14 protein-coding genes are annotated in these 21,628 nt (G+C 65.3%); 1 reads left to right on the top strand and 13 read right to left on the bottom strand.

The window, feature by feature from the left end; translation table 11 throughout:
- Positions 1-34: 34 nt before the first annotated feature.
- From J5X93_RS18225 to J5X93_RS18165, 13 genes are all read right to left on the bottom strand, one after another.
- Complete coding sequence (locus J5X93_RS18225) at positions 35-628, bottom strand: glutathione S-transferase (RefSeq protein ID WP_250033781.1); 594 nt, start codon at positions 626-628, stop codon at positions 35-37.
- A complete protein-coding gene (locus J5X93_RS18220; RefSeq protein ID WP_250033779.1) occupies positions 625-4,269 on the bottom strand; it encodes an AAA family ATPase in 3,645 nt (1,214 codons plus the stop codon). Before J5X93_RS18220 ends, J5X93_RS18225 begins: the two co-directional genes overlap by 4 nt.
- On the bottom strand, positions 4,266-5,504 hold the full coding sequence (locus J5X93_RS18215) for an exonuclease SbcCD subunit D C-terminal domain-containing protein (protein ID WP_102081940.1): 1,239 nt from the start codon (positions 5,502-5,504) through the stop codon (positions 4,266-4,268). The genes J5X93_RS18220 and J5X93_RS18215 overlap by 4 nt, the downstream gene beginning before the upstream one ends.
- Positions 5,505-5,555: 51 nt before the next feature.
- A complete protein-coding gene (locus J5X93_RS18210; RefSeq protein WP_250033776.1) occupies positions 5,556-7,181 on the bottom strand; it encodes a BatD family protein in 1,626 nt (541 codons plus the stop codon).
- Complete coding sequence (locus tag J5X93_RS18205) at positions 7,178-8,896, bottom strand: tetratricopeptide repeat protein (protein WP_043206766.1); 1,719 nt, start codon at positions 8,894-8,896, stop codon at positions 7,178-7,180. Before J5X93_RS18205 ends, J5X93_RS18210 begins: the two co-directional genes overlap by 4 nt.
- On the bottom strand, positions 8,893-9,969 hold the full coding sequence (locus J5X93_RS18200; RefSeq protein WP_043206765.1) for a vWA domain-containing protein: 1,077 nt from the start codon (positions 9,967-9,969) through the stop codon (positions 8,893-8,895). The genes J5X93_RS18205 and J5X93_RS18200 overlap by 4 nt, the downstream gene beginning before the upstream one ends.
- Complete coding sequence (locus J5X93_RS18195) at positions 9,962-10,456, bottom strand: DUF4381 domain-containing protein (RefSeq protein WP_070573355.1); 495 nt, start codon at positions 10,454-10,456, stop codon at positions 9,962-9,964. The genes J5X93_RS18200 and J5X93_RS18195 overlap by 8 nt, the downstream gene beginning before the upstream one ends.
- Positions 10,453-11,397 carry a DUF58 domain-containing protein gene (locus tag J5X93_RS18190; RefSeq protein WP_043206852.1) on the bottom strand — a complete coding sequence of 315 codons (945 nt, stop codon included), beginning with the start codon at positions 11,395-11,397 and terminating at the stop codon, positions 10,453-10,455. Before J5X93_RS18190 ends, J5X93_RS18195 begins: the two co-directional genes overlap by 4 nt.
- 4 nt (positions 11,398-11,401) lie before the next feature.
- Entirely contained in the window at positions 11,402-12,361 is a 960-nt protein-coding gene (locus tag J5X93_RS18185; protein WP_043206762.1) for an AAA family ATPase, read from the bottom strand.
- A 201-nt stretch (positions 12,362-12,562) separates the two neighbouring features.
- Entirely contained in the window at positions 12,563-13,891 is a 1,329-nt protein-coding gene (locus J5X93_RS18180; RefSeq protein WP_043206760.1) for an MFS transporter, read from the bottom strand.
- Between the two features lie 43 nt (positions 13,892-13,934).
- On the bottom strand, positions 13,935-15,128 hold the full coding sequence (gene lhgD / locus J5X93_RS18175; protein WP_182815951.1) for an L-2-hydroxyglutarate dehydrogenase: 1,194 nt from the start codon (positions 15,126-15,128) through the stop codon (positions 13,935-13,937).
- A gap of 103 nt (positions 15,129-15,231) precedes the next feature.
- The gene (locus tag J5X93_RS18170; RefSeq protein ID WP_043206755.1) at positions 15,232-15,942 is read right to left on the bottom strand and encodes a FadR/GntR family transcriptional regulator; all 711 of its coding nucleotides are present in this window, start codon (positions 15,940-15,942) and stop codon (positions 15,232-15,234) included.
- 118 nt (positions 15,943-16,060) lie between these two features.
- A complete protein-coding gene (locus tag J5X93_RS18165; protein ID WP_043206753.1) occupies positions 16,061-16,414 on the bottom strand; it encodes a hypothetical protein in 354 nt (117 codons plus the stop codon).
- A 338-nt stretch (positions 16,415-16,752) separates the two neighbouring features.
- On the opposite strand from J5X93_RS18165, the gene J5X93_RS18160 reads away from it, so the two are divergent.
- Positions 16,753-21,618 carry an NAD-glutamate dehydrogenase gene (locus tag J5X93_RS18160; protein WP_250033773.1) on the top strand — a complete coding sequence of 1,622 codons (4,866 nt, stop codon included), beginning with the start codon at positions 16,753-16,755 and terminating at the stop codon, positions 21,616-21,618.
- Positions 21,619-21,628 lie beyond the last annotated feature (10 nt).

Genomic DNA, 21,628 nt, shown 5'->3' with positions numbered 1-21,628 from the left:
CCGCCGCGAATGGGCACCCTGCAGACACAGGGCCTCAGCGGGCCATGATGGCCTTGAACAGGTCTGATTCCAGCCAGCCCTGCAACCAAGTGCGCACACGTGGGTACGGTGCCCTGGCAAACCAGGCCGGTTCCACCCCCGCAAACTGACGCATCAAGGGGAGCAGGGCGGCATCGGCCAGGCTCGGGTGCTCTGCCAGCAGGTACGGACGGCCTTCGAGCAATCCTTCCAGCTCCGCCAGCCAGGGTTCGGCCTGCTGGCGGTAGTGCTCGCGCGAATGTTCAGGGTAACGTTCGGCGTACTTGTACAGATTCACCTGGGCCTTGAAGGTGTGGTCGTTGCGCGCAATCAGCTCCAACGCCTGGGCCGCCGCCGCGGGGGCGGCCTGCAGGCGCCAATCCTGTGGATCGTTCTGCTCCAGGGCCCAGCGCATGATGTCCAGGCTTTCTTCAAGCACGTGGTCACCGGTGTCGAGCACCGGCACCGTGCCCTTGGGCGACAATGCCAGGAGTTCGGCGGGCTTGTTCTTCATCGCCACTTCGCAAATCTCCACCGGGCAGCCGGCATAACGCAGGGCCAGGCATGCGCGCATGGCCCAGGGGCAGCGGCGGAACGAATAGAGCCTCACCCACACACCTCCACATCGCTCAGGCCATTGCCCTGGCGGCGGACCTGGATTTGCACCGGGATGCGCTCGTGCATCTCCTGCACATGGGAGATCACCGCCACCTTGCGCCCCTGTGCCTGCAGGCCGTCGAGGGCATCCATCGCCAGTTGCAGAGACTCCGGGTCCAGGCTACCGAAGCCCTCATCGATGAACAGCGATTCGATGCGCAGGGTACTGGAGGCCATGGACGCCAAGCCCAGGGCGAGGGCCAGGGACACCAGGAAGGTTTCGCCGCCGGAAAGCGAATGCACCGAGCGCAGCTCGTCGCCCATCTCGGTGTCCAGTACCAGCAGGCCCAGGGCACTGCCGCCGCGCTTGAGGCGATAGCGCTTGGCCAGTTGGCGCAATTGGCTGTTGGCGTGATGCAGCAACAAGTCCAGGTTGTAGCCTTGGGCAATCTTGCGGAAGACGTCGCCCGAGGCCGAGCCGATCAGGGCGTTAAGACGTGCCCAGCGCTGCCACTGGTGATAGGCCTGCTCGATCTCGCTGGCCAACGCCTGGTGCGCTTGCTGGCGACGCTGATCGTCGGCCTGACGGGCGCGCAGTTCGGCGCACTGCTGCTCCTGGCTGGCCAGCGCTTGCTCGAGGGTGGTCAGCGCTTCTTCCAGAGACTCGGGGTCCACTTCGCCGGTGGCTTGGGCGACGTGCTGCTGCAGGCGCTGTTCACGCTCCTGCAACAGCACGCGGCCTTGCTCGATGGCTTTTTCCGCCGTTTGCAGACGCTGGCGCAGTTCGCCGAGCTGGGCATCGTCGATGGCCAGCAGGCGGTCGAGGCCGGTGTCGTCCAGTTCGGGATGTTCGCTGCGCCATTGGGCGATCTGGCCTTGCAACTGCTGGCACTCCTGCTCCAGCGCCTGCTGGCGCTGGCGGCTGGACTTGAGCTCGCCGGCCAGTTGCACACCTTGGGTGCGCAGCGCCTGCAAGCGCTCGGCGGTCTCGGTCTCGGCGAGGCGGGCATGTTCCAGTTGCGCGTCCATGTGCTGTTGCCAGGCCTCGGCACTGGGCTGTTCGCCGAGCAGTTCAGCCAGGGTGGCCAAGGCTTGCAGGCGCTGTTCATCCAGGGTGGCGAGCTTGTGTTGGAGTTGCTGCTGGGTGTTCAGGCGCAATTGCTGCTGGTCGCGCAGCTTGTCCAGCTGAACCTGGCGTGCCTGTTGTTCTTGTTGCTCGTCCTTGCGCTGGTCGAGCTGCTGGCGGCGCTGGGCGATCTGCTGGTCGAGGCCGAGGAAGGCGTTGGCCGGATCGTCGCGCAGGGCCTGGAGGATGTCCGCGGGCAGGACGTTGGTCAGATCGTTGATACCTTGCTCAAGCTGTTGCTCATCGGTCGCCAGGGCCTGGTGTTGTTGCTCGAGATGACGCTGGGCCTGCTGCTGGGCTTCGCTGGCAGCCTGCAACTGCTGGTTCAGGCGGGCAGCGTCTTTTTGCAGGGCGAGCAGGGTGCCCTGGCGCTTCTCGTCGCGGGTGATCTCTTCATCCAGGCGGCGCAGCTGGCCGTCGAGCCAGGCACTGCGGCCTTTGTCGTCCTGCGGTGCGAGGGCGGGCCACAGGGCATGGGCCTGGAGCTGCTCGAGGAGCGGTTGCAGTTGCTCGCCCAACTGTACCTGTTGTTGCTGGTAGTCCTTGAGCTGGGCGTTGACCACGCCCAGTTGGGTACGCAGTTCCATCAACTGGTTGTTGAGGGCCTCGACCTGGGTGCGGGCGGCGTCTTCTTCGGCCTGGTCATGGCGGCCCAGGCTCTGTAACAGGGCTTCGGGCTGGTGGAAGGGATGCTCGGCGCTGCCGCAAACAGGGCAGGGCTCGCCGTCGCGCAGTTGCGCGCGCAGCTCCTCGACACTGCTGGTTCGTGCCAGGCGCTGGCGTTCGAGTAACTGGCGGGTCAGGGCGAGGGCCTGTTCGGCGGCTTCCAGCTCGGCCTTGGCGGCGGTGCCTTGGCCGATGAGCTGTTGGCGCTGTTGCATGGCCTGCTGCTGGCGCTCGCGCAGGCTGGCCAGGGTATGACGCAGTTCCTGTTCGCGGCCGTGCAAGCGTGACAAGTCTTCGACCACGCGTTGCTGCTTGCGGTTGTCCTGAAGCATTGCGCCCAGCAGGTCGATCTGCTCGGCCAGCGCCTGGGGTTCGGCACCGGCTTCGCGGAACAACAGCTCGAAGCTGTCGCGTTGGGACTGCAATTGGGCATTGGCCTGGCTGACTTGGGCCTGCAGGCCCGGCAGCTCTTCACGGCCCTTGGCCAGGCGGCCGCCTACCAGCATCACTTGCTTCAACTGCGGCAGATAAGCCTGCCAGGCATCGGTCAGCCCGGCCAGTTGTTCACTGTGCGCGAGCGCCGCATCGATCTGCGCCAAGGTGTGCAGACTGCGTTGCTGGTTTTCCTCCAACTGCTGCAATTGCTGCTGGCTGTCAGCGACCTCCTGGGCTGCCTGCTCGGCAGCGGCGCGTTGGGCGGCCAGTTCTTCGCTCAGGCGCGCCAGGCTGTCCTGGGCGGCGAAGGCCTGGCGCAGGCGTGGGGCGTTTTCGCTGTGCTGGGCTTGGCGCTGGGCAAGCGCTTGGCGCGCGCCTTCAAGCGCCTGCTCGAGTTCGCCCACGCGGGCTTGCAGTTCGTCTTGCTGGCGGGCTTGGTCGGCGAGCTCCGCAGCCAGTGGGGTCAACTGTGCGGTCAGCACTTGCTGGCGATGGAACTGATGGCGCTGCGGCGCGAGGCGTTCCAGGCGCTGCAGGTCCAGGCGCTGCTCGGCCAGTTGCTGCCACTGTTGCTCGGCCGCGTGCAGCGCCTGTTGGGCCTCGGTGTACTGGGCCTGTAGCTGGCGCTGCTCCTGAAGCCAGGTGCGTTGTTGCTGCAGTTGCCGCTGGCGCGCCTGGTCGGCCTTGAACTGTTGCTGGGCCTGCTCCAGTTGCTGGTCGAGTGCGGCGCGGGCTTCGGTGTCCATGGGCAGCAGGTGCTCGGCCTGTTTCTTCAGGTCGTTGTGCCGTTCGCCGGTTTCCTTGGCCTTGGTGAAGGCGCGTTGGCCCAGGCGGGTGTAGATGGCGGTGTTGGTGAGCTTTTCGAGCAGCTCGCTGCGTTCTTTGTCGTCGGCCTTGAGGAAGGCGCCGAATTCGCTCTGGGCCAACATCACCGCGCGGGTGAACTGCTCGAAGTTCAGGCCCAGGCGTGCTTCGACCAAATGCTTGTATTCGTTCTTGCCGCTGCCAAGCAGTTGCTCGCTGTCCAGGTCGTACAGGCTCTGGCGGCTGTGTTGCAGCTTGCCATTGGCTTTCTCGCGGGCGCGGTTGGCTTCCCAGCGGGCGCGGTAGCGGCGCCCGTCGATGCCGACGAAGTCCACCTCGGCATAGCCGCTGCCGGTACCTCTGCGCAGCAGGTTGCGTGGGTCGGAGGTCGGGATCTCGCCATCGGCGTCGGGCACCTTGGCCTCCCGGCCGATGTCGTCCAGGCGGGGGACTGCGCCGAACAGCGCCAGGCACAGGGCATCGAGCAGGGTGCTCTTGCCAGCGCCGGTGGGGCCGGTGATGGCGAACAGGCCGGCGCTGGCCAGGGGCTCGGCGGTGAAGTCGATGTCGATCGGGCCTGCCAAGGAGGCGAGGTTTTTCAGGCGAATGGCAAGGATCTTCATGGCTGAGCCTCCTCCAACTGGACGTCTTGCAGCAGTTGGGCGAAATCAGCCAGAGCCTGCTCATCGACCGGGTTGCCATAGGCCTGTTCCCAGGCGCGACTGAACAGGTCTTGCGGGGTCAATTGCGACAGCTCGACGAAGGGTTGCTCGTCCTCGTCCTGCCTGTCGCGCCCAGCGTATTCGGCGCTGATGCGCACCAGACGCACGGCCTTGCCTTGCAGGGCACTCTCGATCTGCTGGCGCAGGTCTGGCTGCGGCTCGTCCAGGTGCACCCGCACTTCCAGCCAGCTCTGGCGGTTGGGATCGTCCAGAAGATCGATCACCGGCAGGTCGGCCAGCTGTTGCAGCAACTCGCCCAAAGGTGCCGGACCGATACGTTGCAGGGCCACGGCCCGTGGTATCGGGCGAGGCTCGACGCTGACCAGCTCGGCGCCGTCGAGCTCGATTTCCAGTACCTGGTGCGGATAGTTGATTTCAGCGAACGACAACGGAATCGGTGAGCCGCTGTAGCGGATGCGCTCCTCACGGTTGACCCGTTGCGGTTTGTGCAGGTGGCCCAGGGCGACATAGCTGATGGCTTTGTCGAACAGACGCGCCGGCAGGGCCTCGGCGTTGCCGATGATCAGGCTGCGCTCGGAGTCTTCCGAGACTGCGCCGCCGGCCATGTGCGCATGGCTGATGGCGACCAGGGCCTGGTCTTTCTTGCGCTTGGCCTGGGCAGCGGCGATCAGTTGCTGGTGCACCTGGGTGATGCCTTGCAGGTAGTCGTCGCCCAGCTGTGGGCCGGTGACTTCCGCCGGGCGCAGGAATGGCAGGGCCAAACACCAGGCGCAGACCTTGCCGCGGGCGTTGGTCAGCGGAATCAGCAGGCGCTCGGCGTCCAGCTGGCCTTCATCGAGCCAATGCACACGGCCCAGCGCGTGAGTACGCAGGCGCCGCATCAAGGCAGCCGGCAGTTCGATCCGCGAGCCGGAATCGTGGTTACCGGCGATCATCACGATGTCGAGCTTGGGCTGTTGCTCATGGGCCTGGACGATGAAGTCGTAGAGCCGCTCCTGGGCTTTGACCGGTGGGTTGACCGTGTCGAAGATGTCGCCGGCGATCAACAAGGCGTCGGGTTGGCGCAGGCGCAGCTGGCCGAGCAGCCAGTCGAGGAAGCAGGCATGTTCGAAGTCGCGTTCCTGGCCGTGCAGGCTTTGGCCCAGGTGCCAGTCGGAGGTGTGAAACAGACGCATTGAAATTTCCGCAAGCATGCAGGCGTGGAGTCGAGGACCACGCGCTGAAGGTTATTTGGGGTAAAGCGGCGGCAGGCTGCCTGTTTCGCCCGAAGGCGTCAGGACCTGCTCGGCCGGTGGGATGGTGCCGATGGCGCGCCACAGCTCGTCGCCTTGCCAATACTGGCCGCTTTCGCTGTACAAGGCGCCATTGAGCCCATCCAAGGCATCGGACAAGGGTACGAAACGGGCGGCCATCTCGGCCAGGGTTTCCGGCTGCTGGCGTGCCCAGGCGTCAAGCGCCTGACGAGTGGCCTGGGGGTCGTTGGCCTGGCAGGCGCGCTTGAGGTCGTCCAGCAGGCTGCGCGGGCTCGGACCGCTTTGGGTGGCCCGCAGCACCGCCGGCTGCGAGCGGGCGCGCCACCACAGGGCGAAGCCCAGCAGGGTGGTCAGCGCCAGCACCAGGGTCGCGAGCTGCCAGGGCCACACGCGAGCATTGCTGGCACTGCTGTCGCCGACCGGCGTGTCGGCGCTCAGGGCCGGGTTGTCTTCCACTTGCAGGGTGCGCGCCGGCAGGCTGCTGTGCTCCAGATGGTCTTCGCGGGTATTCCACCAAGTAATTTCCAGTGCAGGCAGGGCCAGGGCGCCGCTGTGGGTCGGGACCAGTGCCTCGCGCTCCTCGCGATTGGCGGTCATGCCCCGTTCGCTGATTTCATTGCGCAGTACAGGTTGGTCCGGATAACGGCGCAAACCGTGGATCTCGGTGGCTGGCAAAGGCGGTAGCTGGGTGCTGGACAGCCCCTCGGCGTGCAAGGTGATGCTGCGGGTCAGGGAGTCGCCGATCTGCGTCTGCTGGTTGCTTGGGTCCGGGCTCCAGTGTTCTTCCAGGGTCAGGCTTCGCGTCGGCAGCCAGGGTTGATCGGCAGGCCAGGCGCCGGGGATCGGCCGCACCTTCAGCTGCAGTGGCAACGAGCTGACCTGGACCTGGCGACCCACACGTGGGGTGCCGGCCGGCTGCTCGCCATTGTCGGCGGCGGTGGCGGTGAAAGTCAGTGCCGGGAGCTCCAAGGTGCCGCTTTGTTGCGGGTAGATCGCATAACGGGTCTCGATCACGCCGTGGCGTACGCCGTTGATTTCCTTTTCATAGGTGCGCGATTCGCCCAATGGCTCGACCTTGGCGTTGTCCAGTTGCAAAGGGCTCAGGCTGCTGTCGTCGTACAGCGACACCGAGTGATAGATGCGCAGGGTCAACACGGCCTGGGCCTGGACGTACACCTCTGGGCTGTCCAGGCTGGCCTCGACGAAGACTTTGGAGGCGCTTTCGGGACGGCTGGCATCGGCTTGCAGTACTTGCAGCTCGATGGCTTGGCTCTGCGACTGGCCCAGTTGCAGCTCGGGGATACGCAAGCTGCCACTGCGCTTGGGCAGCAGGGTGATGATCCAGCGGGTGCTCGCGCGGGTCTCGCCGTCAAGGGTGTGCAGGCTGTTGAGCTGGCGGGTGCCACGCACTTCGAAGTCGCCTTCCAGGGCGCGCAGGTCGGGCTTGCCGAATTGTGTGACGTCCTGGCTTTCCAGGGTCAGCTCCAAGGTTTCGCCGGCCTGCAGGCGAGTGCGGTCGACGCTGGCCTGCAGGGTCGGTTGGGCCTGGGCCTGGAGAAGCCACAGCAGGCTGAATAGTAAGACGCCGAGGCGACTCATCGTGAGGTGTCCTGATGCAATTGCTGTTCATACCAGAATTTGCGCCGCAGCAGCTGGGCCGGGTTGTCGGGGATTTCCCGCAACCATTGCTCCAGGGCCTGGCGCTGTTCGGCATCCAGGCTGGTGGAGACCGGCCGCTGCGGCGGCTGGGTGGTGCTGTCGTCATCGCCAGGTTGCGAGCTGCCTGGCCCTTGCGCATTGCTTGCGTTCTCGCCCTGGGCCTGGGAGGAGGCCTGCTCATCGCTGCCAGGTGTGCTTTGGGCTGGGCTGGACGCTGAACTGCTGTTGCCCTCGGTCTCGTTGCCGGGGGTACCTTCGGACTCGCTGCCGGCCGGTTGTTCCTCGGCCTTGGCCTGGCGTTGCTGCAACAATTGCTGGACCAACGCCTGGTTGTCCAGGGCCGGCTGCAGGTCGGGTTGACGTTCCAGGGCCTGCTCGTAGGCATCCAGCGCGGCTTCCAGCTCCCCGGCGCGGGCCAAGGCATTGCCTCGATTGTAGTGGGCTGCGGCGCTGCTGCCTTGGGCGAAGGCCTTGGCTGCTGCTTCATAGTCGCCCGCCTGGTACAGCGCCATACCGCGCCACTGCGGGTCTTCGAAGTGCCGGGCAGCGTCGGCAGGGTGTTGTTGCTCGAGCAGGCGCTGGCCTTGCTGGTCCGGGCGCAGCCACAGGTCGTTGAATTCGAAGGCCTGGCTCGGTTGCGGCAAGGCCAGCAGTAGCGGCAGGCAGAACAGCCAACCGCGCCGACCGGCGCAGGCGGCCAGCACGAGCAAGGGCAGCAGCAGCCAGTAGCCTTGGTCCGCCCAGCTGTCCAGTTGCACGGTCTGGCCGTTGCTGCGCAGGGCGTGAGGGTTATCGAACAGCCCCAGGCCACGCAGGTCCAGGTCGTCGATGCGGGCGTGGCGGTAACGTCCACCGGTGCCGTTGATGAAGGCTTTGAGACTGGCGCTGTCCAGGCGGGGCAGGAGAATGCCGCCCTGATCGTCCTTGAGGTATTCGCCGTTGGCCTGACGCACCGGTGCGCCCTCGCTGCTGCCGATCCCGAGCATCAGCAGGCTGGGGCCCTGACGGCCCAGGGCCTTGAGTATGCCGCTGCGTTCGGCGTCGCTCAGCGCCGAGCCGATCAGCAACAGACGCCCCTGGCCCAGGCCGCTCTGGGCGAGTAGGGCAAGGCCTTTCTGCACGGCCAGGTCGGCCCGTTGGCCGGGCTGCGGCATGATCGACGGATCGACCGCCTCCAGGAGGTTGCGGGTGGTGCCCAGGTCGTCGGACAGCGGCACCAGGGTATGCGCGCTGCCGGCATACACCACCAGGGCGGTCTGGCTGTCGCGACGGTGCTCGAGCAGGTCGAAGATCTTGCGGCGGGCCTGCTCCAGGCGGTTGGGCGTGCTGTCTTCGGCGAGCATCTGTGGAGTCAGCTCGAGCAGAATCACCAGCGGGTCGGCGGGGCGCTGGCGGGTTTCTTCCAGGCGTTGCCAGCTTGGGCCAAGCAAGGCCAGGACCACCAACAGCCAGGCCAGGCCCAGGGCGATCCACGGCAACTTGCTGGTCTGGCCGTTGCCGCCGCCGAGCAGCACACCATGGAATTGCACGGGAAGGATCAGCTGCCAGCGCCCGGCGCGTTTGCGCCGGTGCCAGAGCTTGAACAGCAGCCAGCCGAGCAGAGGGATCACCAGCAGCCAGAGAGGGCGCAGCCATTGCGGCCAGAGTTCGATCATCGCCGCCTCCTCAGACGCAGGCGCTTGAGGCGCTGGCGCCATTCCGGGTGCGGCTGTAGAAAGCGCGGTCGGCGCAGCAGGCGTTGGAAGAGGTTGTCCGGCCATTGCACGGCGACCACCAGCAGCACGCTCAAGAGCAATGCCAAGGCCAGCGGCCAGGCGTAGAGGGCTTTGGCAGTGCGTGCCTGGGTCGGTTGCTGGGCCACCGGTTCGAGCTGGTCGAGGGTATCGCCGATCGCGACCAGCTCGGCGCCGTCATGGGCGCGGAAGTAGGCCCCCTGGGTCAGTTCGGCGATCTCTTTGAGCGAGGCTTCGTCCAGGTCCAGGCTCGGGTTAAGGCCCAGCAACCCTGGCGTACCGCTGGCTTCGGGGTTGGCACCAATGCCGATGGTGTAGATGCGCACGCCTTCCTGGGCGGCCAGGCGGGCGGCGGTGAGCGGGTGGATCTGCCCACCGTTGTTGGCTCCGTCGGTGATCAGCACCAGCACCCGGCTCTGCGCCGGACGCTGGCGCAGGCGTTTGACCGCCAGGCCAATGGCGTCGCCGATGGCGGTGTTCTTACCGGCGATGCCGATCTGCGCCTCGTCGAGAAAGGTGCGCACGGTGCGTCGGTCAAAGGTCAGCGGCGCCTGCAAGTAGGCTTCGCTGCCGAACAGGATCAACCCGACCCGGTCGCCCTCGCGGTCTTGGAGAAAATCGCCGAGCAGCGCCTTGACCAGGTCCAGGCGGCTGATTTCGTCGTCCTTCCACTGCATGTCGGGAAAGTCCATCGAGCCGGACACATCCACCGCCACCAGCAGGTCGCGACCGCTGGCCGCCACCGGCACCGGATCGCCGAGCCATTGGGGACGGGCAGCGGCCAGCAGCAGGAGCAGCCAGATCGTCACGAAGGGCGCCTGCTGGCGCCAGGTCGGCAGATTCAGGCGGGCACGGCGCCCGGCCAAGCCTTCGAGTTCATCGAGAAAGCCCACCTTGAGCACCGGCTCGCCGCTGTCGGCAGCCGGCAGCACCAGGCGCGCGAGCCACGGCAACGGTAACAGCAAGAAGACCCACGGCCAGGCCAGCTCAAACATGCTTGCGGATCCAGATTTCGACCGCCTGGGCGAGCCCGGCGATGGCCTTGTCGTCGAGCTTGCACTCGGGTTTGTAGGCGCCTTCGACCAGCACCATCCAGCGGGTCAGGCCTGCGGCCGGGCAGCGGTTGTCTAGAAACGCCAGCCACTGACGGCCGTTGAGCGTGTGGCTGTTGGCGCCGGGGTAGTGGTTGCGGCACAGGCGTTTGAGCAGCGCGTTGATGTGCTGCAGCCAGGCGCCGGCAGGTGCGCCGTCGTAGGGGCGGGGCAGGCGAGCCAGTTCGGCCAGTGCTTCCAGGCGGATGGGGTCCAGCGGCTGCTCGGCGCGCACCACTCGGGGTTTGGCCGGACGCCAGTGGCGCAGTCGCCACAGCCCCCAGCCGAGCAGGGGCAGCAGGGCGAGCAGGCCCCACCAGCCCGGCGCGGGCGGCCACAGGCTCACGGCCGGCGGCGCGATCAAGGGTTGCAACTGGTCCAGCGGGTTCATTGACCGCTCCCCGGGCGCTGGGCGTTGAGGTACTCACGCAGTTGCTCGATCATCTCGCTCTGGGTGCTCAAGGGCATCAACAGTACCCGCAGCTTCTGCGCCAGCAGCTCCCAGCGCTCGATGCGCGCCTCGGCCTGCTGGCGGTAGGCCTGGCGCAGGTTGGCATCGAGGGTGTCGAGCTCCAATTGGGCACTGCGTTGGGCAAAACGCAGCAAGCCGGCGGCCGGCAGCGCGTGGTCGAGCGGGTCGGAGACGGGCATCAGCAACAGATCGCAGTGGCGCGAGAGCATGCTCAGGTGCTGCTCGACACCAGGGGTCAAGGCGCGTTCGTCACAGATGATGATGGCCAGGCTGCCTGGGCGCAGCACCTCGCGGGCGCGGCGCAAGGCAAGGCCCAAGCTGTCGGGCTGGGGCACGGCCTCGGTGTGCAGCGACTGGTTCACTTTGGCCAGTCGGTTGAGCAACTGCAGCAGGCTTTGTTTGCTGCGCCGGGGTTTGATCTCGTGGTGTTCGTTGTCGCCGAACACCAGTCCGCCGATGCGGTCGTTGTGGCCCAGCGCGGCCCAGCCGAACAGGGCCGCAGCCTGGGCCGCCAGGACTGACTTGAACATCAGTCCGGAGCCGAAGAACAGGCGTTGGCTCTGCTCGACCAGGATGAAGATCGGCCGTTCGCGCTCCTCGTGGAACAGCTTGGTATGCGGCTCCTGGGTGCGCGCGGTGACGCGCCAGTCGATGTTGCGCACGTCGTCGCCGGCTTGGTAGACCCGCACCTGGTCGAAGTCCACGCCGCGTCCGCGCAGCTTGGAGTGGTGCAGGCCCACCAGCGGGCTGCGCTGGCCGGGCCGGGAAAACAGCTGGATTTCGCGCACGCGGTGACGCATGTCGATCAACTCGGCAAGGCCGATGCGGATGCCGGGTTCGGTCAGGTGCGCGGTGGGCATGGGGTCAGGCGACAGCGACAACGTCGAGGATGCGCTGGACCACCCGGTCCTGGTCGATCCCCGCCGCTTCCGCCTCGAAGGACAAGATGATGCGGTGGCGCAGCACGTCGAACAGCACTGCCTGGATGTCCTCGGGGCTGACGAAATCACGCCCGGCCAGCCAGGCGTGGGCGCGGGCGCAGCGGTCCAGGGCGATCGAGCCGCGCGGGCTGGCGCCATAGGCGATCCAGTCGGCCAACTCGGCGTCGAACTTGGCCGGTGTGCGGGTGGCCATCACCAACTGCACCAGGTATTCCTCCACGGCGTCGGCCATGTACAGGCCGAGGATTTCCTTGCGCGCGGCGAAGATCGCCTGCTGGCTGACCCGCCGCTCCGGCTTGACCTCGCCGCCGAGCGCCTCGCCGCGGGCCTGCTGGAGGATGCGTCGTTCCACGGCGGCATCCGGGAAGCCGATCTTCACGTGCATCAGGAAGCGGTCGAGCTGGGCCTCGGGCAGGGGATAGGTACCTTCCTGCTCGATCGGGTTCTGGGTGGCCATGACCAAGAACAGCGGCGACAGCTCGTAGGTGCTGCGCCCGACGCTGACCTGGCGCTCGGCCATGGCTTCGAGCAACGCTGACTGCACCTTGGCCGGAGCGCGGTTGATTTCGTCCGCCAGCACCAGGTTATGGAAGATCGGCCCCTGCTGGAACACGAAGCTGCCGGTTTCCGGGCGATAGATTTCGGTGCCGGTGATGTCGGCCGGGAGCAGGTCGGGGGTGAACTGGATGCGGTGGAACTGCGCTTCGATACCTTCGGCCAGTTCCTTGATGGCCTTGGTCTTGGCCAGGCCCGGTGCGCCTTCGACCAGCATGTGGCCGTCGGCCAGCAGCACGATCAGCAGGCGTTCGACCAGCTTCTCCTGGCCAAGGATCTGGGAGGAAAGAAAGGTGCGCAGCGCGATCAGCGCCTCACGGTGTTCCATCGTCGACGGTTCCTGGAAATGGGCCTGGCGTGCTGGCACAGCGGCGTCCGGGCAGGGGGTGATACTTTAATCCATCCAGGCCCATGCCGACCAATGGCGGCGTGGATTTTTCTTGCAGGGCTGGTCCGGTGAAGCCGGGGCAGTTCAACGGGGTGGCTCGGCCCGATCGTGGGTTGGCTGCGATCGGGCCGCCAGTGCGCGTCAGTTCTTCGCGCTGGAATGCTTGCGCCCTTGGTCGAACAGGGCAAAGACCACCACCAATACGCCAGAGATCGCCAAAATCAGTGCCACACCGTCAGTGGAATGGGTGGCCGATCCGGCCACCAGGGCCAGTCCGCCCAGTGGCGCCAGGCCGCCGGCCACGGCCGTGCCGATCTCGCGGCCGGTACCAAAGCCCGAAGAGCGCGTCTGGGCTGGGAACTGTCGACTGAGGAACGAGCCCTGAGGGGCGAACATCATGGGCGCGAGGATGCCGGTACCGATCGCGATGGCGATGTAGATCAGGGTCGGCTCGCCCGTGCTCAGCAATTGCAGGAAGGGGTAGGCGAACACTGCCGACAGCACACCGCCAAGCATCAGTACGGTCTTGCTGCTCCATTTGTCGCACAGCCAGCCGAACAACGGCACGGTGAAGATCGCCACCAGGCTGGCAATGGTCACCGATAGCGAAGTGACATGGGCCTCGACGCCCTTGAATTGGGTCAGGTAGGCCAGGGAAAAGGTCTTGAAGATGTAGCTCAGTGCGTTGTAGCCGATGGCTACGAAGAACACCACTGCCAGGCCCTTGAGGTCATGTTTGAACAGCAGCTTGAGCGGCGAGACCTGGGGTTTATCCTTGGCCTGGTCGAGCTTCTTGAAATCCGGGGTCTCAGGGATGCTCTTGCGCACCCACAGGCCGATGCCGACCAGTGCGATGCTGGCGATGAACGGGATGCGCCAGCCGCCGGCGAGCAGGAATTCATTGCCGTTCATGGTCAGCAGATACACGGTCAGCGACGACAGCAGCAGGCCCAGGTTCAGGCCCAGTGCCGGCCAGGCACCCTGGCTGCCGCGCTTGCCTTCGCTGGCGTGCTCGTAGGAGGTGACCGCCGCGCCGGACAATTCGGCGCCCGCGCCCAGACCTTGGATGATGCGGATCACCACCAGGATGATCGGGGCCCAGATGCCGATGCTGGCGTAACTGGGGATCAGGCCGATCAGGGCCGTGCAAACGCCCATCATGCAGAAGGTGATCACCAGCACCTGTTTGCGCCCGAAGCGGTCGCCCAGGTAGCCGAACAGTACGCCGCCGAAGGGGCGGGCGATGAAGCCGATGGCGAAGGTGGAGAACGCCAGCAGCGAGGCCACGGCCGGGTTGCTGGCATCGAAGAAGATCTTCGAGAAGACGATCGCTGCCATGGTGGCGTACAGGTAGAAGTCATACCACTCCAGCATCGAGCCGAAGATGGTCGCTGCTGCCACCTTGCGCAGGCGTTTGCGCTGCTGGTCCGGGGTTTCGGTCGCGGCCAGGGCCGCCTCGTGTACCGACATCTGAGGTTTCCTTATTGTCTTTGTAGTGGGCTATGCAGGGGTTTCAGCGGGCCTTGAGGATCTTCGCGGCGATCATCTGGCCAATAGGGATGGCGGAGGTGGCTGCAGGCGAGGGTGCGTTGCAGACATGCACCATGCGTGGGGTCTCGGCGAACAGGAAGTCGTGCACCAGGGTGCCGTCGCGCATGACCGCCTGGGCGCGGATGCCGGCCTCATACGGCAGCAGGTCTTCTACCTCCAGCTGCGGGCAGTACTTGCGGCACTGCTCCAGGTAGCCTCGCTTGAACAGCGAGTTCTTCATTTCAGTGGTGCCCGAGCCCAGGTTATTCCAGATCGTTTTCCAGAAGCCCGGGAAGCGCGCGTACTCGGCCACATCGCGCCAGTTCACCGAGAACTTGCGGTAGTTCTCCCGGCCCAGGCCCAGCACCGCATTGGGGCCGACGGTGACGCTGCCGTCGATCATGCGTGTCAGGTGCACGCCAAGGAACGGCAGGTCCGGGTCAGGGATCGGGTAGATCAGGTGGTTGACGATCTGGTTCTTGCTCGCCGGCAGGCGGTAATACTCACCGCGGAAGGGGATGATCTGGTGGTCGATCTTCACTCCGGCCAGGCGCGCCAGGCGGTCGGACTGCAAGCCGGCGCAGGCGACCAGCTGGCGGGCGCGCCAGCTTTGGCTGTCGCTGCTCACCTCGACGTAGTCGCCCTGTTCCTGGATCGCCCGCACGGTGGTGGCCAGACGAACGTGACCGCCGGCCTTCTGGATGACCCGGGCCATGGCGTCGCACACCTGCTTGTAGTCGACGATGCCGGTGGCATCGAGAAACAGCGCGCCCTTGCCGACGATGTTCGGCTCGCGGCGCTTGAGTTCGGCGGCGTCCAGGCGCTCGACCTTCAGCCCGTTCTGCTGCGAGCGCTCGTACAGCGCGTGCATGCGCTGCATTTCCAGATCGTTCGAGGCCACCAGCAGTTTGCCGCAGACCTCGAAAGCGATGCCGTGCTCGGTGCAGAAGTCCTTGGTGGCTTGGGCGCCGCGTTTGCACAGGTCGGCCTTGAGAGTGCCTGGTGCGTAGTAGATGCCTGCATGGATCACGCCGCTGTTGTGGCCGGTCTGGTGAAGACCGAGGCTGGTTTCCTTCTCGAGGATCAGCAACGAGGCGCCGGGGCGCTGTTCGAGCAGGGCCATGGCGGTGGCGAGGCCGACGATGCCGCCGCCGATGATGCAGTAGTCGTAAGTCATGCAGGGGATACCTTGGTGTTCTTGTCGGTGAATCTGCTTATCAGGTTGTCAGACTAAGTAGGGCGTACGAAAGGTCGCCAGGCCGTATGCGAAGGCTCCGAAATCAGTCGAGGTCGGGAAGGTCGATCTTCAGGCGTCTGGCCGATGCCCGTAGGTGGGCTTCAGCGCAGGCGGCAGCCGCCTGGCGGTCACCGTCGGCAATGGCTTGGTACAGCGCCTGGTGTTCACGGTTGGCATCGGCTGCACCGCCTTGGGGAAGAGCCGCGGAGTTCTCCCAGGCGTTGCGGCGCGCGGTGGCTAGCTGGCCACCCAGAAAATCATGGAAGGCCACGAAATAATCGTTCTTGCTGGCTTCGGCAATGGCCCGGTGGAAGGCCACGTCGGCGGCAGAGGCTGTGGCCAGGTCGCTGCGCCCGTCGAGCATCGTCTGCAGAGCCTGGGCCATGCGGGCGAGGTCCGCGTCGTCGCGGCGGCGGGCCGCAACGGCGGCAGCTTGGGTTTCGATCCACAGACGCATCTCGAACATCTGCACGAGGTCTGGCTTGCGCCCGTTGCTCCCGGGGAAGCGGAAAACCGTGCCGCAGGGCGTTTGCGAGATATAGGAGCCGAGCCCGCGCCGGGCGATGAGCACGCCGTCCGCCTTCAGTTGCGCCACTGCCTCGCGCACCACCGAACGGCTGACATTGAGCTGTTCGGCCAGTTGCTGTTCGGTGGGCAGGCGCGATTCGGCGGCCAGGCGGCCGGAATCGATTTCTGCGCGGATGGCGCTGACGACCCGTTCGACCAAGGTGTCCGGGCGCTGAAGCTCTAGCATGGGTATGCCGCCTATTGATCAGGTTGTCAGACAATGCCTGGGGCGAGGATCGCCTGTCAACGATTTCAAGGGGTTATGAGAGCGGGCCCTTGAGAAAGCAAGCCTGCCGCTACCGCGTTCAGAGCTCGCTGACGTAGGTCCCGGTGCCGTCGAGAATGTTGCGCAAAGTCAGCTCGACCTCCTCGAGGTCCGTGCCCGGTGAGGTCAGTAGGATCTCCAGCTGCTCCGAGCCCTTGAGCGCATCTCGGTCGCCGGCGGCCACCTCGATCAGCAGGCGGTCGGCGCTCAGCGTGACCTTCAGCCCGTCTAGCGTCGAGGGCTCGTCGTCCAGGGTCAGGTCCACGGTGTCTTCGTCGGGGTAACGGGTGAGCAGGAACATCTGCCCCTTGTCGCTGTGGCAGCACAAGGTCGCCATGTTGTCTTCCTCTTCGTCGCAGGGTGTGGCGAAGAGCAGGGCGGTTTTCAGTTGCATGGGCAGGCTCAGGTCAAAGAAATGAGCGGGAATTCTGACAGCCTTGGGCATGGACATAAACGTAAAGTTACCGCCCCTTGACCGAAATTGTCGCAGCGCTGCAAGCCGTGGTGACCGCTCAGTCGTTAAGCTGCCCAGTCGATGGACACCCGTAAAGCCACAGCCCTGAGGGGCAGTCGTCTTTGCAGGTGCCCATCCATGGAACGGATGGACGTGCAGATCGCGTCCAAACGCCTGGTTTTCACCGCCCTGTCGTCACGGTTTGACTATCGTTGACCGTGAACGGCGGACGCACGCGACGCTTCACCTAATAACAAAGCCCAAGCGGAGTACCACAGATGGCGTTCTTCACCGCAGCCAGCAAAGCCGACTTCCAGCATCAACTGCAAGCGGCCCTGGCGCAGCACATCAGCGAGCAGGCACTGCCACAAGTGGCGCTGTTCGCCGAACAGTTCTTCGGCATCATCTCTCTGGACGAACTCACCCAGCGCAGGCTTTCGGACCTGGCCGGTTGCACCCTCTCTGCCTGGCGCATCATCGAGCGCTTCGACCCCCAACTCCCGCAGGTGCGGGTCTATAACCCCGATTACGAACGCCACGGCTGGCAATCGACCCACACCGTGGTCGAGGTGCTGCACCATGACCTGCCGTTCCTGGTCGACTCGGTGCGTACCGAACTCAACCGTCGCGGCTACAGTATCCACACCCTGCAGACCACCGTGCTCAGCGTGCGCCGCGGCGCCAAGGGCGAGCTGCTGGAGTTGCTGCCCAAGGGCACCCAGGGCGAGGGCGTGCGCCATGAATCGCTGATGTACCTGGAGATCGACCGCTGCTCCAGCGCTGCCGAGCTGACCACCCTGACGAAGGAAATCGAGCAGGTGCTGGCCGAGGTGCGGGTGGCTGTCGCCGACTTCGAGCCGATGAAGGCCAAGGTCCGCGACCTGGTGGAGTTGGTAGAGCAGACCGCATTCGGTCCGGCACAACATGACAAGGCCGAGGTGAAGAGCTTCCTGTCGTGGCTGCTGGACAACCATTTCACTTTCCTCGGTTACGAAGAGTTCGTGGTCGAGTCCGACGCCGATGGCGGCCACCTGGTCTATGACGAAGGTTCGTTCCTCGGCCTGACCCGCCTGCTGCGCGCAGGGCTGGGCGCCGATGACCTGCGCATCGAGGACTACGCCGTCGCCTACCTGCGCGCGCCTGACCTGCTGTCGTTCGCCAAGGCCTCGCAGCCGAGCCGTGTGCACCGCCCGGCGTATCCGGACTACGTGTCGATCCGTCAGATCGACGCCGACGGCAAGGTCGTCAAGGAGTGCCGCTTCATGGGTCTGTACACCTCGTCGGTGTACGGCGAGAGCGTGCGTACCATTCCGTACATCCGTGGCAAGGTCGCTGAAGTCGAGCGCCGCTCGCACTTCGACGCCAAGGCCCACCTGGGCAAGGAGCTGGCCCAGGTGCTCGAGGTGCTGCCTCGTGACGATCTGTTCCAGACGCCAGTGGACGAGCTGTTCACCACGGTCATGTCGATCGTGCAGATCCAGGAGCGCAACAAGATCCGCGTGTTCCTGCGCAAGGACCCGTACGGCCGCTTCTGCTACTGCCTGGCCTATGTGCCGCGTGAAATCTACTCCACCGAGGTGCGCCAGAAGATTCAGCAGGTGCTGATGGAGCGCCTGAAGGCCAGCGATTGCGAGTTCTGGACGTTCTTCTCCGAGTCGGTGCTGGCGCGTGTTCAGCTCATCCTGCGCGTCGATCCGAAGAACCGCATCGACCTGGACCCCCAGCAGCTGGAAAACGAAGTCATCCAGGCCTGCCGTTCCTGGCAGGACGACTACTCCGCCCTGGTGGTGGAGAATTTCGGCGAGGCCCAGGGCACCAACATCCTGGCCGACTTCCCCAAAGGCTTCCCGGCCGGCTACCGCGAGCGCTTCGCTGCCCACTCGGCGGTCGTCGACATGCAGCATGTATTGGCGCTGTCCGAGAGCAAGCCGCTGGCGATGAGCTTCTACCAGCCACTGACCCGTCTGGGCGACCGCCTGCTGCACTGCAAGCTCTACCACGCCGACACCCCGCTGGCGCTGTCGGATGTGCTGCCGATCCTGGAAAACCTGGGCCTGCGCGTGCTCGGCGAGTTCCCGTACCGCCTGCGCCATGCCAGTGGTCGCGAATACTGGATCCACGACTTCGCCTTCACCTACAGCGAAGGCCTGGACCTGGACATCCAACAGCTCAACGACATCCTGCAGGATGCCTTCATCCACATCGTCAAGGGCGACGCCGAGAACGACGCCTTCAACCGCCTGGTACTGACCGCCGGCCTGCCATGGCGTGACGTGGCGCTGCTGCGCGCCTACGCACGCTACCTCAAGCAGATCCGCCTGGGCTTCGACCTGGGTTATATCGCCAGTACCCTGAACAACCACACCGACATCGCCCGCGAGCTGACCCGGTTGTTCAAGACCCGCTTCTACCTGGCACGCAAGCTCACCGTCGAGGACCTGGACGACAAGCAGCAGCGCTTGGAGCAGGCCATTCTCACTGCGCTGGACGAGGTCCAGGTACTCAACGAAGACCGCATCCTGCGTCGCTACCTGGACCTGATCAAGGCCACCCTGCGCACCAACTTCTACCAGCCGGACGCCAACGGGCAGAACAAGTCGTACTTCAGCTTCAAGTTCAACCCCAAGCTGATCCCCGAGCTGCCCAAGCCGGTGCCGAAGTTCGAGATCTTCGTCTACTCGCCGCGGGTCGAGGGTGTGCACCTGCGCTTTGGCAACGTTGCCCGCGGTGGCCTGCGCTGGTCGGACCGTGAAGAAGACTTCCGTACCGAAGTGCTCGGCCTGGTCAAGGCCCAGCAGGTGAAGAACTCGGTGATCGTGCCGGTGGGAGCCAAGGGTGGTTTCCTGCCGCGCCGTCTGCCGTTGGGCGGTAGCCGCGACGAGATCCAGGCCGAGGGCATTGCCTGCTACCGGATCTTCATCTCGGGCTTGCTCGACATTACCGACAACCTCAAGGACGGCGGCGTGGTACCTCCGGCCAACGTGGTGCGTCACGATGACGACGACCCCTACCTGGTAGTGGCCGCGGACAAAGGCACCGCGACCTTCTCCGACATCGCCAACGGCATCGCCAACGACTACGGCTTCTGGCTGGGCGACGCCTTCGCCTCCGGTGGTTCGGCTGGCTACGACCATAAAGGCATGGGCATCACCGCTCGCGGCGCCTGGGTCGGCGTGCAGCGCCACTTCCGCGAACGCGGCATCAATGTGCAGGAAGACCCGATCACCGTGGTAGGTATCGGCGACATGGCCGGCGACGTGTTCGGCAACGGCCTGCTGATGTCGGACAAGCTCAAGCTGGTGGCGGCATTCAACCACCTGCACATCTTCATCGACCCGAATCCTGACCCAGCCACCAGCTTCGTCGAGCGCAAGCGCCTGTTCGAGCTGCCGCGTTCGGCCTGGAGCGACTACGACACCAGCATCATGTCCGAAGGCGGCGGGATCTTCCCGCGTAGCGCCAAGAGCATCGCCATCAGCCCGCAGATGAAGGAACGCTTCGCCATCGAAGCCGACCGCCTGACGCCGACCGAACTGCTGCACGCACTGCTGCAGGCCCCTGTGGATCTGCTGTGGAACGGTGGTATCGGCACCTACGTCAAGGCCAGCAGCGAAAGCCATGCCGATGTCGGCGACAAGGCCAACGACGCATTGCGGGTCAACGGCAATGAACTGCGCTGCAAGGTGGTGGGCGAGGGCGGCAACCTGGGCATGACCCAGCTTGGCCGGGTCGAGTTCGGCCTCAACGGCGGCGCGACCAACACCGACTTCATCGACAACGCCGGTGGCGTGGACTGCTCCGACCACGAGGTCAACATCAAGATCCTGCTCAACGAAGTGGTGCAGGGTGGCGACATGACCGAGAAGCAGCGTAACCAACTGCTCGGTAGCATGACCGACGAAGTCGCCTCGCTGGTGCTGGGCAACAACTACAAACAGACCCAGGCCCTGTCCCTGGCGGCCCGCCGTGCCTTGGAGCGGATCGCCGAGTACAAGCGCCTGATGGCTGATCTGGAGTCGCGTGGCAAACTGGACCGGGCTATCGAGTTCTTGCCGTCCGAGGAGCAACTGGCCGAGCGTTTGGCCGCAGGCCAGGGCCTGACCCGCGCCGAGCTGTCGGTGCTGATTTCCTACAGCAAGATTGACCTCAAGGAGCAACTGCTCAAGTCGTTGGTGCCCGATGACGACTACCTGACCCGCGACATGGAGAACGCGTTCCCGCCGTCGCTGGTCAGCAAGTTCGCTGACGCCATGCGCCGTCATCGCCTCAAGCGCGAAATCGTCAGCAACCAGATCGCCAACGACCTGGTCAACAACATGGGCATCACGTTCGTCCAGCGTCTGAAGGAATCCACCGGCATGAGCCCGGCCAACGTCGCCGGTGCCTATGTGATCGTTCGGGACATTTTCCACCTGCCGCACTGGTTCCGTCAGATCGAGGCGCTGGACTACCAAGTCCCGGCCGAGATCCAGCTGACCCTGATGGATGAGCTGATGCGCCTGGGGCGTCGCGCGACCCGTTGGTTCCTGCGCAGCCGCCGCAACGAGCAGGATGCCGGTCGCGATGTCGCGCACTTCGGGCCGAAGATCGCCCAATTGGGCCTGAAGCTCGATGAGCTGCTCGAAGGCCCGACCCGCGATCGCTGGCAGCAACGCTACCAGGGCTTCGTCGAAGCCGGGGTGCCGGAGTTGCTGGCGCGCATGGTCGCAGGCACCACCCACCTGTACACCCTGTTGCCGATCATCGAGGCCTCGGATGTCACCGGTCACGATCCGGCCCAGGTGGCCAAGGCGTTCTTCGCCGTGGGCAGCTCGCTGGACCTGACCTGGTATCTGCAGGAGATCAGCAACCTGCCGGTGGAGAACAACTGGCAGGCCCTGGCCCGCGAGGCGTTCCGCGACGACATCGACCTGCAACAGCGAGCGATCACCATCTCTGTGTTGCAGATGGCCGATGCACCGGAAGACATGGACGCCCGTGTCGCACTGTGGTGTGAACAGCACCGGGTGATGACGGAGCGCTGGCGCGCCATGCTCGATGACCTGCGCAACGCCACGGGCACCGACTACGCGATGTATGCGGTGGCCAACCGTGAGCTGGTCGACTTGGCCATGAGCGGGCAGGCGGCGGTGATACCGTCCTGAGCGTAAGCTG

It is taken from the genome of Pseudomonas sp. BYT-1, assembly GCF_023611805.1.
Lineage (GTDB): Bacteria > Pseudomonadota > Gammaproteobacteria > Pseudomonadales > Pseudomonadaceae > Aquipseudomonas > Aquipseudomonas guariconensis.
Note: the sequence above shows the minus strand (reverse complement) of the source record. Positions and strands in the feature narration are given on the sequence as shown.

Bases quoted from the DNA above. Each gene is read 5' to 3' on its own strand.
- J5X93_RS18220 (WP_250033779.1), bottom strand. From the start codon at position 4,269: ATGAAGATCCTTGCCATTCGCCTGAAAAACCTCGCCTCCTTGGCAGGC.
- J5X93_RS18215 (WP_102081940.1), bottom strand. From the start codon at position 5,504: ATGCGTCTGTTTCACACCTCCGACTGGCACCTGGGCCAAAGCCTGCAC.
- J5X93_RS18210 (WP_250033776.1), bottom strand. From the start codon at position 7,181: ATGAGTCGCCTCGGCGTCTTACTATTCAGCCTGCTGTGGCTTCTCCAG.
- J5X93_RS18205 (WP_043206766.1), bottom strand. From the start codon at position 8,896: ATGATCGAACTCTGGCCGCAATGGCTGCGCCCTCTCTGGCTGCTGGTG.
- J5X93_RS18200 (WP_043206765.1), bottom strand. From the start codon at position 9,969: ATGTTTGAGCTGGCCTGGCCGTGGGTCTTCTTGCTGTTACCGTTGCCG.
- J5X93_RS18195 (WP_070573355.1), bottom strand. From the start codon at position 10,456: ATGAACCCGCTGGACCAGTTGCAACCCTTGATCGCGCCGCCGGCCGTG.
- J5X93_RS18190 (WP_043206852.1), bottom strand. From the start codon at position 11,397: ATGCCCACCGCGCACCTGACCGAACCCGGCATCCGCATCGGCCTTGCC.
- J5X93_RS18185 (WP_043206762.1), bottom strand. From the start codon at position 12,361: ATGGAACACCGTGAGGCGCTGATCGCGCTGCGCACCTTTCTTTCCTCC.
- J5X93_RS18180 (WP_043206760.1), bottom strand. From the start codon at position 13,891: ATGTCGGTACACGAGGCGGCCCTGGCCGCGACCGAAACCCCGGACCAG.
- lhgD (WP_182815951.1), bottom strand. From the start codon at position 15,128: ATGACTTACGACTACTGCATCATCGGCGGCGGCATCGTCGGCCTCGCC.
- J5X93_RS18170 (WP_043206755.1), bottom strand. From the start codon at position 15,942: ATGCTAGAGCTTCAGCGCCCGGACACCTTGGTCGAACGGGTCGTCAGC.
- J5X93_RS18165 (WP_043206753.1), bottom strand. From the start codon at position 16,414: ATGCAACTGAAAACCGCCCTGCTCTTCGCCACACCCTGCGACGAAGAG.
- J5X93_RS18160 (WP_250033773.1), top strand. From the start codon at position 16,753: ATGGCGTTCTTCACCGCAGCCAGCAAAGCCGACTTCCAGCATCAACTG.